Origin of the sequence: Pristimantibacillus sp. PTI5 (assembly GCF_048572955.1) — a bacterium.
Taxonomy (GTDB): Bacteria; Bacillota; Bacilli; order Paenibacillales; family Paenibacillaceae; genus Pristimantibacillus.
Map to the genome: position 1 here is coordinate 6373245 of NZ_CP183886.1, position 17187 is coordinate 6390431.

The following is a 17187-nucleotide window of genomic DNA, read 5'->3' on the forward strand; positions in this document are numbered from 1 at the left end:
TCCTCTTTTCGGCTTAATCTCACTGGGCCAATTTCTCACTGTAAACAATTAATGAACAGCCAAACATAGTCATTGCGAATTGAAAGTAGCATTGTTTTCGTTTTCAAGTGAAATTGGATACAATACTAGACTTGAAATGGTATATGTGACTTTAATATAATCAATGAATGGAAACGTATGTACGTAAAGGAGGGAATGCTCTTGTCGAGAGTTCTTACATCGTTAGAGATATGTGCAGGAGCTGGTGGACAGGCTATAGGTATCGAACAAGCAGGATTTGATCATGTCGCCTTAGTCGAAATTGATAAAAATGCTTGTGAAACGTTAATCACGAATAGACCTCAATGGAACGTAATCTCTTGTGATTTGAGAGAGTTTAATGCTGAGCCATTTAAAGGCGTAGACTTGCTCGCAGGGGGGCCGCCATGCCAGCCTTTTTCAACGGGAGGCAATCAACTTGGGGAGCTTGATGATCGTAACCTATTGCCAGAAGTTCCACGTTTAGTTATGGAATGCTCACCGAACGCTATAATGATTGAAAACGTAGCTGGATTAATGGCATCTGGTTTTAGTGAGTACAGAACTGCATTTGCTGACGCCATTGAATCTCTTGGATACAAAGGGGAATGGAGGCTGTTTAACTCATCAGATTTTGGTGTTCCCCAGCTTAGACCTCGTGTTGTATTTGTTGCATTAAAAAAGAAGTATGCAAAGTTTTTTCAGTGGCCATCACCTCATGAGACTCCTCCGCCTACTGTCGGAGAGATCCTTTATGAAGAGATGTTAAGCGGAGGATGGCAAGGAGCAAATGAGTGGAGAGATATTGCGAATAAAATCGCACCTACATTAGTTGGTGGATCAAAAAAGCACGGAGGACCAGATCTTGGGCCAACAAGAGCTAAAAAAGCATGGGAAGCTCTTGGAGTTAATGGACATACTTTGGCAAATGAGCCTCCAGCGCCAGACTTTATTGGTATGCCAAGATTAACGGTTAAAATGGCTGCTTTGATCCAAGGCTTTCCACCAGAGTGGAATATTACAGGTAAGAAGACACCTGCATATAGACAGGTCGGAAATGCATTTCCTCCGCCAGTAGCAAGAGCAGTAGGGGAAGCAGTCGCAAGAGCTATTGAAGCAGCTGAAGCAAAAGCGAGGGGTATAGCATGACGAGAAGTCGAAACGGTCAAGGATCAAAAGCCAAGCTTAAAGAATATTTTTTAGCGAATATCGGAACGGTTATCGATTCGGAAACTTTACGTCAGGTTGCCGATAGTAGTGAATGGGCTAGAAGGATTCGAGAGCTTCGTAATGAACAAGGTATGAATATAAAAACACATAATGACTTGAGTGAATTAAAACCTGGTCAATACATCCTTGTAGATCTTAAACCTCTTCCAGCATTTGAACGAGCTATCTCGAAAGAAACAAGAGCATTTGTATTAGATCGTAACGGATTCACATGTCAGATGTGTGGAGCAGTAGCGGGTGAGCCCCACCCTTATGATCAAACAAGAAAAACTAGGCTTCACATTGGACACATCATCGATAAATCTCAAGGTGGGACGGATGATCCTTCAAACCTACGAGCACTATGTTCTGTTTGCAATGAAGGAGCTTCAAATTTAACACTCGAGCGACCGTCATCTGAGAAGCTACTGGCTCAAATTCGACGGGCCCCAGGAGTCGATCAGCTTAAGGTGCTTGAGTGGTTAATCGGAAAATTTCCTAAACAAAGTAAAGGACTAATTGATAGTAAAGAATGAAAATAGGTACCCATCAAGGGTACTTATTTTATTTATAGAGGATTATTAGCACATCATGTCGAAATGAAACAGGAGTATGACAAATTTTAGTAGCTAAAGGTGCGTTTATATGAAGAAGAAGCTCATGATTGTACTTGGGAATGGTTTTACCATCGATTTTTTGAACGCTATTGGAAATAAAACGATAAACGTTATGAATTTATTTAAAGACGGTCATTGCGTCCCTTGGCCCGTTAATAATGAGTCTGGCTTTTTGTCATTTAAGTATTGCCCAAACTTATGGCATCTTGGAGCCCGCCCTTACATCGGGGATGTCGAATCAATGCAGCTGATTGAGGAGATAATTACTTGTGCTAATATTGCTGATGGTAATCAAGCTCTAAATCCTAATATTGATCCTGAAAACCTTTATATCAAAGCTTACAAAGAATTAGCTATCTACCTTAAGCATTTATTCGTACATTATGATACAAAAGTAGATTTTAGTGATGAACAAATTGTTCGACAAATTGAAAATTGGGGATGGGCTAAGTATCTTCGTATGTTAGATCAATCAACTGAATATGAGTCCATAACTATTGTGACGTACAATTATGATGTATGGCTTGAAAGAGTATTGAAGTTGTTAGGAATAAGGTTTAATGTTGTAGGCGTACAGCAAGGCAGGCCCCCAAGTAAATTTAATATTGTTAAGCCACATGGTTCGATTAGTTTTGCATACAGGACAGGTAAGACAGCCCTGGATAGAACTTCATTTCAAATTCGCTATAACAAGAGCCTATCGGAAGGTAACATAACTGATTTTCGAATAAAATATACTGAATTAGACCATAATTATTTGATTAATGCATTGATACCTCCTGCTGGAGACTCAAGCAGGCTTAAATATGGCTGGGCAGGACAGTTAAGGAATCGAGCAATTAAAATGGCCAAGACATTATCAGAAAACGATGAGGTCATCGTATGTGGTATATCTTATTGGCATGTGGACCGTTTGGAACTCGATGGAATGCTCACGTCGCTAAATCCTGCTATAAACATAAAACTTATTAATCCTTATCCGCCACGAGCGCTAAATGGAATTCTTACAAGTCTTTTTAAAAATTACATATGCCATACTTCCTCAAACATATTAGGAGGTGTTAACTGAGATGCAGGTTCAAAGACAATCCACTAAGATTACAATTTCGGAATTTTATGAGAATCATCTTTTAAAGAAGTACAACTATGACCCGCGTTATCAAAGGAGAGACAAGGTGTGGGGAGATGAGCGGCAATCTTTTCTCATTGATACGATATTCAAAAATTATCCTATACCGCCAATATTCTTACACCAACGTGTCGATACCAAAACGGGAAAAACAAAATATGATGTTATCGACGGAAAGCAGAGATTAACAGCAATAATCGAATTTATCGAGAATGTGATACCTTTGCCTGAAGATTTCAGTGAAGGAAATGCGGACAAGGAAATACTTAACGGTAAATACTTTAAAGACATCGATGGAGATGAGTACACAGAATTCCGTGAACAGTTCTGGACGTATGTTATACCTGTCGAGTACTTGGATAAAGTAACAGGGGACATGGTGGATAATATTTTTGATAGATTAAACCGAAATGGAGTTCCGCTTAATCCACAGGAATTAAGAAACGCTAAGTTCCATGATTCGAGGCTTCTTGCTATCGTGGATGAACTGCTACAAATGGATTTTTGGGTTCAAAGGACGAAGGGGTTAGAAGTAGAAAGGATGGAGGATAAAGAGTTCATTTCAGAGCTCCTCCTTACGATGTTAGAGAATAATCTTTTTGATTCGAACCAAGAGGTTATGGATAATTTATATGTGAAGTGGACAAGGGAACAAATTTCAGATGATCAAATCGAATTATTTAAAGAAATTACAAGGTTCATGGAACAACTTGAACTGGATTACAATAAGTACAAAATCAATGGCGTTAGTCATATGTACGGTCTATGGTGTTTTGCTCATCACTGTGTTTTACTCGGTGTTGATGTGGAGGAAATCAAGGAAACCGTACACAATATGTATAAAGGATTACGAATGAAACAGTCGGAAGACCTGTTTATTCAACAATACAAGAAAAGTATGGAGAGCCGAACCAAGTCAAAATCACAAAGGATTAATCGTTTGAATGCTTTACTAGGATATTGTGGATTGGGTTAAATAGAATCATTCAGGAGGAGGCTTTCAAATGTTTCAATGCATCTGTGGAGGCGTATTGATTGTAAAGCATGTCGAAGAGTATCCGACAGGCCTGTCTGCTAAAGAAAAAATAGATTATATTCGGACGTGTACCACGGAGTGTCCTGATTGCAATAAGGTCTTTGACGGACAAAAGTTTGATTAAGAACAGCAGGATCAATACGGTTTATTAATATAAAAAGGGGCATTATATGCTGCTTGCCCCCCACTGCTATCCTGAAAACATTAACTATGTGATTAGAGCAGTTTTCTGAAAACCCCTTGCTAGTACTGGGTTTTCAGTTTTTTTTTGTCTTCCATGTGTAATGAATGAATATTGTTGAATCTATTTTCGTAGAGAATTCGACAACCAACTTATCTATAAGATGGAGTTAAAGCTATGACGATAATGATGAATACATCGAACCCCGATTCCATGTATAAGGCATCCGCTTAGAAGACGGAATAAGCGTCCCAACAGAACAAATTATAGAGGTAATCCCATGCCAAAAACTCATTAGGTAATCTGATCTTATTGCAATAACAGCAGATGCGTAAACGATCACTAATAAAGGGTTGTTTTGTCTTGGTACGATTGCATGCTCATCGAAGGGCAACTCGCTACGGTTTAGTTCATTGATGTTTCGGATTGTTGTGTTAATGATAGAAAGATAAAAATGAGACAAGCCTCTTACTAATCCTGTGAATATAGGTATAATGGAGTAGTTGTTATTTAACATTAATTGGAGGTTATCAGTATGAAAGTAAGAGTTTTCACTCAATCAGTTCAACCATCACCAGGTACGTTGCAATTGCCTAGACATCATGATCTGGAGCTTGATGCAGCTGAAGTTGCAGCTATTACCTCGTCAGAAACCGTACATATCAATGGTGAGAGCTTAAAGGTGACAGGAAAGACCTTCGTGTTCATCGAAGGTCTTGTAAGCTTGGATGTGTACTGCGAGTCTCAATAATATTAACGACTGGCCGCTTACTTGTGTAGGCGGTCTTTTCGTTATGTTTTAACAGATCACGATCGGCTTCTATTCAAGTACGTTAATACTTCAGCAGTCACATCGTTAAAGCAATCAATTACTAATTTACAGGATTCCTCGAATGCATCTTCCATATAATAATCGTAATGCTCTCTGCCGTCCTTATCGAAGGGTGGAACCTCGATTGTCTGTTCTCCGTTATCCAGCCATGTCGTTAATATCGGACTGATATGATCTCGGTGCTTGTTAGTGTTATCTAAATCATTTATGTAGGAGTAGATGTACTGTGAAGTGAGCTTACGAAGAGCATCACTAATACTAGACATCGTTGGATATCCGTCGATTTTCTGCTTTACGGTGCTAAGGTAAAGGTTCTTTGGCACGTTTGAGCCAGGGAACAAAGCAACATGCAGGAAGTGGCCATATGTATCAAAGAAACCATGAATTGTATTAAAGAAATTTAGATTTATTTTACTTAGAAGGAGGTCAGCTGGGAGGCTCCCATTATACATATCCACCTGAACTCCCGTAACAGGAAAGCCTGATATCGTTCCTTCACTGAACAGCTGTCTATTCCAAGCACTGTAAGATTCGGAAGATGCTGCTTTAACATAGTAATAGGCATTCATATCCAATACAGAAAAATAAGCCTTCTCATGCGCTGACTTGAGATAGGACAAAGCTGTATCAGTAAAGGTATCCTTCCACTCTAACGGTATTTCTGTAGTAATCTCCAGGTAATCATTCATTTCAATCACATCCTCTTCGTTGTTTGTCGTACGATGGCCCTTGATTTCAATTCTCTGTAAATGGTGGCTTCTCCAATTGATAAGATGTTTGCTATTTCCTTTACAGTCTTTTGCCCCTCTGTGTACCATTTCAAAGCTTGAACCAAGCGGGGATTATTATCGGTATATCGTTTCATTCTTCCCTTATACTTCCCGCTTTGTTTGGCAAGCTCAACCCCAGCCCTTTGTTTCTCTTTAATGAGTTCCCGTTCCATCTCGGAAATTCCTGCCATGATTGTTAGGAACAACTTCCCTGTCCGTGTTCCAGTGTCGATGTGCATATCCAAAATGATTAGATTAACGCCCTTGTCGGCAAGCTGTTCAACCAATAACAGCAGCTGAGAAGCGTTCCTACCTAAACGATCTAAACGTGTGACGACAATGGAATCGCCATATTGGAGCTCATCAATAAGCGTTTCTAATACGGTTTTGTTCTTAGCAACTCCCGTGATCGTTTCTTCCCTGATTTCAACGACACCATTGCGCTTTAACTCCTCGATCTGTGTGGCTTTGTTCTGCGTCCCACTTGATATCCTGACATATCCGATTTTCTGCATTCTAATTCCCCCGTTGATTATTATTTATGATAGATCCAAATGATAGTGGACGGATGCCGTGGTTACTGACACCATACGAGCTATCATTAGACTGTACCCATACGATAGAAAGACGTTCAGAAAGTTCTTGCAATTGTACATTCAACAGATTACGGTTTAATTGTGACAGTCGTTCTATTGTGTCGGAACCTAGTCGCATCTCCTCTATAGCCCCCATTACTCGGTGGGGGCATTATTCCTAATAAAAGGATTGATTATAGATGTACTGTGAAAATGCTTATGAAAGATTGATGAATCAACAGAAAGACGTGCTTGTATTTATCGATTCTCTTCCTCAATACGCCCAAATTAAGGTTAAACGGGTTTATGACGGATTCACTCAGGTTGAACTTGCTGAAAAACTTGGTATGGGTGCTCCTTTCTTATGCGAAATCGAAAAAGGGCACCGTAACATTCCCAGAAAGTATAAGGATGCGATTGAATCGTATTTATACTCTGAGCTATACGAGGAACGTGAATTGGTTGAGAAAATTGATTAGTAAGGAGGGAACTGCAAATGAGTTTTAGACAACTGATTGCTGAACAAAATCGACATCTTGATACAACAGATGCACAAAGGGAAGCAAATGAGTATCGTTTAATGTTGTACGATCTACTTATAAGGAGTAGAGCTCCATACGAGGCTAGAGTGCTCTTGGATGTACATAATGAACGAATAATTGATCCATCCTACAGGATCACCCCGAATATCATCCTTATGACATAAGATACACGTTTGCAGTCAATAACAGCGGTAACAATCCATTAAGCGAGCGTAGCGAATTCTTTATGGAGAGGGAAGCCATGTTAGCCTATGGCCCAAAGGGGCGCTTCCTGATTTGTTATCAGGATCGGCGCAAGGAAGCCGAAACATGGCTTCAGAGAGGCTCCGTCAAGAACGCTGAATGGATTGTGATCCGCTATCGTCGTTGCAGCTCCTTTTGTATTGAATTGAAAATAGCTGACGATATAGTGCCCCCTGGGCGGTTTAAGAATGATCTTATTAATACAAGAGATATAACTAGTCATTCGATTCAGTGATTTTTTTTACCTGCATTAGAATTTTTCTCAGAACTCACTTCATTTTGGGGGCTATGTTTGGTTGTAATTGGCAATCCGATCATTGTATAATGAGGATACAAAGTCAGGAATGGATTGCAGGTGTATTGGTGGAAAAAATCAAAGTAGCGGCCTATTGTAGAGTGAGTACAGATAGTGCGGATCAAATTAACAGCCTTGAAAACCAAAGATCGTTTTTTCAGAATCACATCGAGAAGAACGAAACTTATGATATGCATGAGATATATGCTGATCCTGGGATTACGGGAACAAGCTGGAAAAAACGAACTGAATTTATGCGAATGTTGAAAGATGCGGGCTTGGACATCGATCCATTCAAAGGCGAACTGATTGTAACAGTGAGTAAGCGTGACCCGTTATTTAATCGTATTCTGATAAAGGACGTGTCACGCTTTGCAAGGAATTTGGATACAGTAGACATCTTTAGGAAGCTCAGGGACAAGGGAGTACATCTTGATTTCATTACGTTAAACAAAACTACGGCTGACGTAGCAGATGATTTTTTTGTGAGCTTGCTTTTACTCTTTGCAGAACAGGAGTCGAAGGATAAATCGGAAAAGGTAATCTTTGGTCATAACGAAGCAGCAAAAAAGGGCGTAGTGAAGACTAGCAGACGAATTTTTGGGTTTGATTACATTAAGGAGAGCAATTCCCTTGAAATCATTCCTCATGAGGCAGAAATCATTAGATTGATTTTTAATTTGTACAATCAAGGTATCGGGATGAGAAGAATACTTCAACATCTTGAGGAGAATGGTCATCGAACAAGGGACGACAAACCTTTCGTGCAGTCGAGTATAAATCGTTTTCTTACAAACGAGAAGTATATGGGTACGCTGATTAGTAACAAATTCAATGCACCACGAGTGTTTACAAATCGAAAGTATTCGACGGTACGTTCTAAGGATGATTGGATCGTACACGAGAATAGCCATAAGATTCAGCCGATAATCTCTAAAGAAACATTTGAGGCTGCACAACGAATGCGTGAATCGAAAATCAATTATCAGAAGTCCAAAGGTAAAAATAAGGGGACAAGCGAATATGCTGGCCTTTTGGTATGTGGTAAATGCGGTGGTACCTACACACGCAATATTGATCGAAAAGTGGGCGTGCGAATTTTTTACAACTGCCGAACAAAAAAGACGAAGGGTAAAGCGTTTTGTGATAACGTAAACATTGATCTTAAACAGATTGAACAACTGCTCTACAACCTACAAGAATCTGGTTTCTACTTCCACTTCTTTGGGAATCGTTCCCATGCAACAATGTCTCTAGAAATTATGATTAACGATCTTAAAAATAAAATTGATACTGATAAAGCCGTTGAAGTGACTGACCGAAAGTTAGAGCTTGCAGATACCCGTAAACAATTGAGCAGATTAGCAAACTTATTGCTTGAGGAGAGGATCGATCTTGTTGATCATGATGAGCTTCGAACGAAATTAAAGGCTAAAGCACAGGATCTAGAAGTAACAATTGAGGCGTTATCTAAATCAAACGACGAGATTAAAGAAGAAATCGAGCTCCTTGAAGAAATGCAGGATGCTCTTGATAAAATCGAGATTAAGTTAACTTATTCAAAGGATGAAGTCAAAAATGGCATTAACCGAATAATTGTAAATCCCAACAAACCTTACCTACAGGTTGAATTTAAGATTTTTGATGCCATCAATTCAGTTGTTAAGAGACATAAGGATCTTGAGATCCCGAATTGGTTACATTCATTCGAATAATTATGACAATGTACTCGAATATACTGATTTGCGGCAATCCGCTCGAAATATCAACTTCAACCGATATGCTTTTGCCGTCTACCCCATAAACGCTTGCACTTTGTATAACACTGAACATAACAAAAAGCACCCCCATGTATGAGAATGAAGGTGCTTCCTTACGATTCTGATCCGTATTTATGAATTTGCCAATATCATAGAATAGTTGCCTTCTAGATGTCAATATTTAAAAAAATCGGGTACAAAAACAGCGAATGGGTCATACTAGATGTCGTAGTTACCGGACCCTCAATTGCCCCTATCCATCAGGTTTTATTTATTTAATCTCAAATTGAGATGAAACCCATATCAAAAAAGCCGTATTTATTATGAATGAAAATAAGGTAACGGATGGGGAAAGGTGCTACAATAATAGAGGTTTGTGTACATATGACTGATTTCAGTCTGTGAAATGGAGGATTTCAACAATGAATATCCATGAGTATCAAGGGAAAGCGGTCCTTAAACAGTATGGTGTCGTCGTGCCAGAAGGTAAAGTAGCCTTCTCCGTAGACGAAGCTGTTGAAGCGGCTAAAGCGCTCGGAACACCGGTAGTTGTCGTGAAGGCACAAATTCACGCTGGCGGCCGTGGTAAAGCGGGCGGAGTTAAAGTAGCAAAAAGCATCGACGAAGTGCGCGCTTACGCTGGTGAGATTTTAGGCAAAGTGCTCGTTACCCATCAAACGGGTCCGGAAGGCAAAGAAGTTAAACGTCTTCTGATCGAGCAAGGCTGCGACATCAAAAAAGAATATTATATCGGCGTTGTATTGGACCGCGGTACGGGTCGTGTCGTTATAATGGCTTCGGAAGAGGGCGGCACTGAGATTGAAGAAGTGGCTGAGCACTCCCCGGAGAAAATTTTCAAAGAGATCGTTGACCCAGCAGTAGGCTTGCAAGCTTTCCAAGCTCGCAAATTGGCATACGCAATCAACATCCCTAACGAGCTTGTCAACAAAACGGTTAAGTTCATGATTTCTCTTTACACGGCTTTCGTAGAGAAAGACGCTTCTATCGCAGAAATCAATCCGCTTGTCGTAACTGGCGACGGACAAGTTATTGCGCTTGACGCGAAACTTAATTTCGATTCCAATGCGCTGTACCGCCACAAAGATATCGTTGAGCTGCGCGATCTGGAAGAGGAAGATGCAAAAGAAATCGAAGCATCCAAATTTGACCTTAGCTACATTGCGCTTGACGGCAACATTGGTTGCTTGGTTAACGGTGCAGGCCTAGCGATGGCGACAATGGATATTATCAAATATTACGGCGGCGACCCTGCCAACTTCCTAGACGTAGGGGGCGGCGCGACAGCCGAGAAGGTAACGGAAGCATTCAAAATCATCTTGTCGGATGAAAAGGTTAAAGGGATTTTCGTTAACATTTTTGGCGGCATCATGCGTTGCGACGTTATTGCTAACGGCGTTGTCGAAGCAGCGAAGCAAGTCGGTCTTGACCGTCCGCTCGTTGTTCGTCTAGAAGGTACTAACGTAGACCTCGGCAAAAACATTTTGAAAGAATCGGGATTGAACATCGTGGCTGCGGATTCCATGGCGGACGGCGCGCAGAAGATTGTCGCTCTCGTGAAATAAGATAACTTGCTGTGTGGCTAATGCCGCATACGAATTCATTCAGGGGATGTGAGTTAAGAGTGAGCATTTTGGTCAATAAAGATACAAAAGTCATTACCCAAGGGATTACAGGCGCTACTGGCTTGTTCCATACAAAAGGCGGACTGGAATACGGTACGCAAATGGTTGGCGGCGTAACACCTGGCAAGGGTGGCACGAACGTTGACATTACACTTGATAACGGCACGCTCGTATCATTGCCTGTATTTAATACAGTCGCTCAAGCGAAAGCCGCTACAGGCGCTAACGCTTCCGTTATCTATGTTCCGCCAGCATTTGCTGCTGATGCGATCATGGAAGCTGTAGATGCTGAGCTTGATCTTGTCATTTGTATTACTGAAGGCATTCCGGTGCTTGATATGGTTAAAGTAAAACGGTACATGGACGGCAGCAAAACCGTTCTTATCGGACCAAACTGCCCAGGCGTTATTACGCCTGATGAGTGCAAAATCGGCATCATGCCGGGTTACATTCATACAGCTGGTCACGTAGGCGTTATTTCTCGCTCAGGTACATTGACTTATGAAGCGGTTCATCAGTTGACGACTCGCGGCATTGGTCAATCTTCTGCAGTAGGGATCGGCGGCGACCCGGTTAAAGGTTCCGAGTTCATTGATATCTTGAATCTTTTCAACGAAGATCCAGATACCTATGCGGTAATCATGATCGGCGAAATCGGCGGTACAGCGGAAGAAGAAGCGGCTGAGTGGATTAAAGCGAACATGAAAAAACCGGTTGTCGGCTTCATCGGCGGCGCTACAGCGCCTCCAGGCAAAAGGATGGGACATGCTGGCGCAATCATTTCAGGCGGTAAAGGCACAGCTGCCGAAAAAATCGCAACGCTTGAAGCTTGCGGCATTAAAGTAGCTCCGACACCTTCCGAGATGGGTTCAACGCTTGTCAGTGTTCTTGAAGAGCAAGGCTTGCTCGAAAAATGTATTACACGTAAATAATCGAATCGTACGATATAAGGTAAGCAACCTTTCAACCACCCGAAAACGGGAGTTGGAAGGTTGCTTTTTTATTTATCCGTTGTCATTATTTTAGCGGTTGACTTGCAATCTTATGCCGTGTAACGCACAATAGATAAGAATGCAGGCCAGCCCGAATGAAAAAGGGGTTGGATCAAATGATTCAAAATCAAGATATTCGCAGACAAATGATCATTGCCTTTCATGAAATTCCGGGTATTGGATGGCATGCGATTCAGAAAGCCGTTCAGCATCAGTTTTGGAATAAACGATCATGGAGCATAGAAGATTTACTAGCAATAGGTTTACAGCGGGGTCAAGCGAAAGCGGCAGCGGAGCGTTATGCCGAGCGGCCTTGGATATTGACAGAAGATCCATCCGAAGCGGTCGCAAAAGCGAATGCCGTTGCTTTGACACCCTATGATTCCGAATATCCCAAAATATTAAGAGAAATCGCGCAGCCGCCATGGGTTTTGTATGCTAGAGGCAGATTGGAGCTGCTGCAAAGACCGGCGATCGCGGTTGTAGGCACAAGAGTGCCGACGGCGTATGGCAGGCAATCGGCGGCAGCATTTGCCAAAGAGCTTTCCCATGCGGGCTTAACCGTCGTAAGCGGTCTTGCAAGAGGGGTGGACAGCAAAGCCCATGAAGCTGCGCTGAATGGCGCGGGAGGAACGATTGCCGTTCTTCCGACCCCGATCGATAAATGTTATCCGCCTGAGAATCTATCATTATTCCATAAAATTGCAGAGCAAGGCTTGCTCGTCTCTGAAACTCCGATTGGGACGCCGCTGCACCCGGGACAGTTTCCACAGCGAAACCGCATCATCGCGGCACTAACGGTCGGAACAATCGTAGTGGAAGGCGCCACAAGAAGCGGGTCTCTTATAACAGCGCAGCATGCTTCGGAAATGTCTAGGGAATTGTTCGCGATTCCCGGCCCGATCTCATCTCCGAAGAGCGAGGGGCCTAATGAACTGATTAAACGGGGCGAAGCGAAGCTGATAACGGGCATTAACGACGTAATTGATGAGCTGAGCTGGCTGCCAGCCGCTCTTGAGGCATACAAGGAAGCGGAAAAAACAAGCGTAACGAACCCAGTGGAAGTTGAATCGCCATTATCCGCCGAAGAAAGTAAATTGATCGCTTTTTTAAGAGATCAGCCATTATCCATTAATGAACTGCATGAGCTCTCAGCCATGCCGTTTGGACATTTGAACGCACTTCTGCTAAATTTATGTATAAAACGAAAAATTGAATTGCAGCCCGGATCAATATATGTTGCTTTATAGCTTGCAATGGAGAGAGGAGGCGCCTTACATGGCAGATTCATTAGTTATCGTCGAATCACCTGCAAAAGCCAAAACGATAGGGAAATACTTAGGCAGCAAATATATCGTTAAAGCTTCAATGGGACATATTCGCGATTTGCCCAAAAGCCAGATCGGCGTCGAGGTTGAAAACGATTTTAATCCGAAATACATAACGATACGCGGTAAAGGCAGCATCCTCAAGGAATTAAAGGATGCCAGCAAAAAAGTAAAACATGTCTTTCTGGCAGCCGATCCGGATCGCGAAGGAGAAGCGATTGCTTGGCATTTGGCTCACTATTTGGAACTGGATGAAACGGATACTTGCCGCGTTGTTTTTAATGAAATAACGAAGCAGGCCGTAAAGGACGCATTCAAAACGCCGCGGAAAATCAATATGGATTTGGTCAATGCGCAGCAGGCGAGACGTATCTTGGACCGGCTGGTGGGTTACAAAATAAGCCCGCTGCTGTGGAAGAAAGTAAAAAAAGGGTTGTCTGCCGGTCGGGTTCAATCGGTAGCGGTTAAGCTCATTATTGACCGCGAAAATGAAATCGACGCATTCGTTCCCGAGGAATACTGGTCGATTACGGCGAAGCTTAGCCATTCAGGCATTCCTTTCGATGCCAAATACTATTCGGTGGGCGGCGATAAACGGGAGCTGGGCAAGGAAGCTGACGTACAGGAAGTACTAAGCGCGATGAAAGGCAGCCAGTTTACCGTTTCTGACGTTCGGGAGAAGGAGCGTCTCCGTAACCCGGCGCCGCCATTCATTACAAGCTCCCTGCAGCAGGAAGCGGCTAGGAAGCTCGGCTTCCGGGCTTCCAAGACGATGTCTGTCGCACAGCAGCTGTATGAAGGTGTCGAGCTGGGCAAAGAAGGTACGGTCGGTTTGATCACTTATATGAGGACCGACTCCACTCGTATATCGCCAATCGCGCAAGAGGAAGCCAAAGAATATATCACGGAAAAGTACGGTGCGTCCTTTGTGCCTGAACAGCCAAGAATTTATACAAAGAAAAACAGCAACGCGCAGGATGCGCATGAAGCGATACGCCCGACTTCCATTTTAAGGGATCCGGAATCCATGAAACCGTTTTTGAGCCGCGATCAACTTCGTCTATACAAGCTGGTTTGGGAACGTTTCGTGTCCAGCCAGATGCAATCTGCGGTGCTCGATACGATGACGGTTGATTTGCAGGCAGGCGATACAATTTTTAGAGCAACGGGATCTAAAGTCAAGTTTGCCGGGTTTATGAAGGTTTACGTGGAAGGCAACGATGACGGAACGGTGGAAGAACATAAGTTTTTGCCGCCTCTGGCATCAGGGGATGTAATCAGCTCGGAATCGATAGATCCTAAGCAGCATTTCACCCAGCCGCCGCCGCGTTTTACGGAAGCAAGGTTAGTCAAGACGCTCGAAGAGCTCGGTATAGGAAGGCCAAGTACGTACGCGCCTACACTCGAAACGATTCAGAAGCGCGGCTATATTGCCATGGAAGAGAAAAAATTCATGCCTACCGAGCTTGGCGATTTAGTCATTCAGTTGATGGAAGAGTTTTTCCCTGAAATACTGGATGCTGAATTTACGGCGAACATGGAAGGAAATCTTGACCATGTGGAAGAAGGCACGGAAGATTGGGTAAAGGTTCTTGCGAATTTTTATGAATCCTTCGAGAAGCGGCTGGAAGTGGCCGAGGATGAAATGAAGGAAATTGAGATACAAGACGAAGTATCTGATGAGATTTGCGAAAAATGCGGACGGCATTTGGTTTACAAAATGGGACGTTTCGGTAAGTTCCTGGCATGCTCAGGCTTTCCGGATTGCCGTAACACCAAGCCAATCGTCAAAGATATTGGAGTAACTTGCCCGAAATGCGCAGAAGGAAAAATCATAGAGCGGCGCAGTAAAAAAGGACGCATTTTCTATGGCTGTGACCAATATCCCGGCTGCGATTACGTATCTTGGGACAAACCGACAAACAAACCGTGTCCGCAATGCGAGGAGTCTAAGCTCGTAGAAAAGCGGAACCGCAGCGGAGTGAAATTGCTCTGTCCGACTTGCGACTACTCGGAAGAAGTGATTGACGAAGACGAGCAGGGGACGGATACCGACTAAGCAATCGCATAAGCACCCTCAGATATATCGTAATCTATAAAAACGCAACGAACCCGTCCTCCCTTTAACCAGGGAGGACACCGTTGTTAAACGGGCAAGTTAATTTTACGGATATGCTTTTAAAATGAGGAAGTAATCAGCTGAATAGCTGCACAAGTTGAGATTTAACCTTGCGGCTTGTTACAATAGGATATATAAGTATGGGCTCGATAACTCGATATCATCTACAATGGTGGATACATAAACAGATCAGCTGTATATAGCTGCTGTTACGCAATTAGAGTTTCCTGGCTATCAAAGGACTAATCTCAATTTCAGACCTTGAGATAAGCATCATTCTGCTTTTGCGAGCAATGGACTGTGACAAATAATCAGAAATGATTAAATTAACAATCTATTCGCTCTATGATTAAAAAGCGTGTCCCAGAAGGACACAAGCGTTACATGCACCAACCAAACATCTCAGCGTCTCTTTAACATTCAACGTGTTACGGATTCGGGTGTCCTGAGGGCAGCGCCCTTGGGCACACCTTTGGAAGTGAGGGTTTGGGCGGGTCCGGAAGCTATTCCAACAATTGAATTATATTTTGAAAGGATTGAACTTATTTTGTCACAACCACAAAAAGTAACCGTCATCGGAGCAGGATTAGCAGGAAGCGAGGCCGCTTGGCAAATTGCATCGCAAGGAGTCCCTGTCGTTTTATACGAGATGCGTCCCGTCACAAAAACGCCTGCTCATCATACGAATCAATTTGCGGAGCTAGTGTGCAGCAACAGCTTGCGTGCTAACGGGCTCGCGAACGCCGTTGGCGTATTAAAAGAAGAAATGCGCCAGCTTGATTCCCTAATTTTAAGCTGCGCCGATCAGCATGCCGTACCTGCCGGAGGAGCGTTGGCGGTTGACCGTGATGGTTTCTCGGGGGAAGTTACGCGCAGGCTGCATGATCATCCCTTAGTTGAAGTGCGCAACGAGGAAGTTACGGAAATTCCTAAGGACGGAATCGTGGTTATTGCGACAGGCCCGCTTACGGCACCAGGCTTATCCTCCCAAATTCAAGAACTGCTAGGCGAGGAGTATTTCTATTTCTATGATGCTGCAGCTCCAATTGTTGAAAAAGACTCGATTGATATGAATAAGGTGTATCTGGCTTCTCGGTATGACAAAGGGGAGGCTGCGTATCTTAACTGTCCGATGACGGAAGAAGAATTTGAAATCTTCCATGAAGCGTTAACTACGGCCGAAAAAGCGGAAGTGAAGGATTTTGAGAAAGAAGTGTACTTTGAGGGCTGTATGCCAATCGAGGTTATGGCAAGCAGAGGCAAGCAAACCGTATTATTTGGACCGATGAAGCCGGTTGGCCTTATTAATCCGCATACGGGAAAACTGCCGCACGCTGTGATCCAACTGCGCCAAGATAATGCTGCAGGCACGTTATACAATCTCGTAGGCTTCCAAACGCATCTCAAATGGGGCGAGCAAAAACGCGTATTTTCTTTAATTCCTGGTTTGGAAAATGCGGAGTTCGTTCGGTTCGGCGTGATGCACCGGAATACATTTATAAATTCGCCGCGGCTCCTAAAACCTACTTACCAGCTTAATAATCGCGATACGCTGTTCTTTGCCGGCCAAATGACCGGTGTCGAAGGGTATGTGGAGTCTGCTGCTTCAGGTATGATCGCCGGTATAAACGCAGCAAGATTGGCTCGCGGACTAGAACCGGTCGTGCTGCCCGAACACACGACGCTCGGCAGCATGGCACATTATATTACAACAGCGGATTTCAAGCATTTCCAGCCTATGAATGCCAATTTCGGCCTGTTCCCGCCGCTTGAGAAAAGAATGAAAAGCAAAAAAGAAAAAAATGAAATGATTGCAAATCGCGCGCTTGAAGGCATCGAACAATTTAAAAGGGAACATATGCAGTAATATTTCGTAATGAAGGCATGGCAATCTATTT

At 43.0% G+C, this 17187-nt stretch carries 14 protein-coding genes; 12 read left to right on the plus strand and 2 right to left on the minus strand.

Annotated elements, in window-relative coordinates; all coding sequences use genetic code 11:
* Window positions 1–201: 201 nt before the first annotated feature.
* From ACN6MW_RS28190 to ACN6MW_RS28210, 5 genes are all read left to right on the plus strand, one after another.
* A complete protein-coding gene (locus ACN6MW_RS28190) occupies window positions 202–1167 on the plus strand; it encodes a DNA cytosine methyltransferase (protein ID WP_419873093.1) in 966 nt (321 codons plus the stop codon).
* Entirely contained in the window at window positions 1164–1763 is a 600-nt protein-coding gene (locus ACN6MW_RS28195; RefSeq protein WP_419873094.1) for an HNH endonuclease, read from the plus strand. Before ACN6MW_RS28190 ends, ACN6MW_RS28195 begins: the two co-directional genes overlap by 4 nt.
* A gap of 109 nt (window positions 1764–1872) precedes the next feature.
* A complete protein-coding gene (locus ACN6MW_RS28200) occupies window positions 1873–2913 on the plus strand; it encodes a hypothetical protein (protein WP_419873095.1) in 1041 nt (346 codons plus the stop codon).
* Window position 2914: 1 nt separating this feature from the next.
* A complete protein-coding gene (locus ACN6MW_RS28205; protein ID WP_419873096.1) occupies window positions 2915–3949 on the plus strand; it encodes a DUF262 domain-containing protein in 1035 nt (344 codons plus the stop codon).
* A gap of 776 nt (window positions 3950–4725) precedes the next feature.
* Window positions 4726–4941, plus strand: coding sequence for a hypothetical protein (locus tag ACN6MW_RS28210; protein WP_419873097.1), 216 nt, complete (start codon window positions 4726–4728; stop codon window positions 4939–4941).
* 56 nt (window positions 4942–4997) lie between these two features.
* On the opposite strand, the gene ACN6MW_RS28215 is transcribed toward ACN6MW_RS28210, so the two are convergent.
* Together ACN6MW_RS28215 and ACN6MW_RS28220 are read right to left on the minus strand one after the other, a co-directional pair.
* Window positions 4998–5711 carry a hypothetical protein gene (locus ACN6MW_RS28215; RefSeq protein ID WP_419873098.1) on the minus strand — a complete coding sequence of 238 codons (714 nt, stop codon included), beginning with the start codon at window positions 5709–5711 and terminating at the stop codon, window positions 4998–5000.
* 5 nt (window positions 5712–5716) lie between these two features.
* Window positions 5717–6307, minus strand: coding sequence for a recombinase family protein (locus ACN6MW_RS28220; protein ID WP_419873099.1), 591 nt, complete (start codon window positions 6305–6307; stop codon window positions 5717–5719).
* Between the two features lie 260 nt (window positions 6308–6567).
* Here ACN6MW_RS28220 and ACN6MW_RS28225 point away from each other — a divergent pair, with 260 nt between their 5' ends.
* The 7 genes from ACN6MW_RS28225 (at window position 6568) to trmFO (ending at window position 17156) form a co-directional block, all read left to right on the plus strand.
* On the plus strand, window positions 6568–6846 hold the full coding sequence (locus ACN6MW_RS28225; protein WP_419873100.1) for an XRE family transcriptional regulator: 279 nt from the start codon (window positions 6568–6570) through the stop codon (window positions 6844–6846).
* A gap of 669 nt (window positions 6847–7515) precedes the next feature.
* Window positions 7516–9162, plus strand: a complete 1647-nt coding sequence (locus ACN6MW_RS28230) for a recombinase family protein (protein ID WP_419873101.1) — start codon at window positions 7516–7518, stop codon at window positions 9160–9162.
* Window positions 9163–9629: 467 nt separating this feature from the next.
* The gene (gene sucC / locus ACN6MW_RS28235; protein WP_169083093.1) at window positions 9630–10790 is read left to right on the plus strand and encodes an ADP-forming succinate--CoA ligase subunit beta; all 1161 of its coding nucleotides are present in this window, start codon (window positions 9630–9632) and stop codon (window positions 10788–10790) included.
* A gap of 59 nt (window positions 10791–10849) precedes the next feature.
* Window positions 10850–11782 (plus strand): succinate--CoA ligase subunit alpha, encoded by a 933-nt coding sequence (gene sucD / locus ACN6MW_RS28240; RefSeq protein WP_053375706.1) that lies wholly within the window; start codon window positions 10850–10852, stop codon window positions 11780–11782.
* A 176-nt stretch (window positions 11783–11958) separates the two neighbouring features.
* Entirely contained in the window at window positions 11959–13092 is a 1134-nt protein-coding gene (dprA, locus tag ACN6MW_RS28245; RefSeq protein WP_419873102.1) for a DNA-processing protein DprA, read from the plus strand.
* Between the two features lie 28 nt (window positions 13093–13120).
* Window positions 13121–15229 (plus strand): type I DNA topoisomerase, encoded by a 2109-nt coding sequence (gene topA / locus ACN6MW_RS28250; RefSeq protein ID WP_419873103.1) that lies wholly within the window; start codon window positions 13121–13123, stop codon window positions 15227–15229.
* A gap of 607 nt (window positions 15230–15836) precedes the next feature.
* A complete protein-coding gene (gene trmFO, locus ACN6MW_RS28255; protein WP_364140522.1) occupies window positions 15837–17156 on the plus strand; it encodes an FADH(2)-oxidizing methylenetetrahydrofolate--tRNA-(uracil(54)-C(5))-methyltransferase TrmFO in 1320 nt (439 codons plus the stop codon).
* The last annotated feature ends 31 nt before the right edge of the window (window positions 17157–17187 follow it).

Coding starts and splice junctions, on each gene's coding strand:
- ACN6MW_RS28195 (WP_419873094.1), top strand. CDS start 1,164: ATGACGAGAAGTCGAAACGGTCAAGGATCAAAAGCCAAGCTTAAAGAA.
- ACN6MW_RS28200 (WP_419873095.1), top strand. CDS start 1,873: ATGAAGAAGAAGCTCATGATTGTACTTGGGAATGGTTTTACCATCGAT.
- ACN6MW_RS28205 (WP_419873096.1), top strand. CDS start 2,915: ATGCAGGTTCAAAGACAATCCACTAAGATTACAATTTCGGAATTTTAT.
- ACN6MW_RS28210 (WP_419873097.1), top strand. CDS start 4,726: ATGAAAGTAAGAGTTTTCACTCAATCAGTTCAACCATCACCAGGTACG.
- ACN6MW_RS28215 (WP_419873098.1), bottom strand. CDS start 5,711: ATGAATGATTACCTGGAGATTACTACAGAAATACCGTTAGAGTGGAAG.
- ACN6MW_RS28220 (WP_419873099.1), bottom strand. CDS start 6,307: ATGCAGAAAATCGGATATGTCAGGATATCAAGTGGGACGCAGAACAAA.
- ACN6MW_RS28225 (WP_419873100.1), top strand. CDS start 6,568: ATGTACTGTGAAAATGCTTATGAAAGATTGATGAATCAACAGAAAGAC.
- sucC (WP_169083093.1), top strand. CDS start 9,630: ATGAATATCCATGAGTATCAAGGGAAAGCGGTCCTTAAACAGTATGGT.
- dprA (WP_419873102.1), top strand. CDS start 11,959: ATGATTCAAAATCAAGATATTCGCAGACAAATGATCATTGCCTTTCAT.
- topA (WP_419873103.1), top strand. CDS start 13,121: ATGGCAGATTCATTAGTTATCGTCGAATCACCTGCAAAAGCCAAAACG.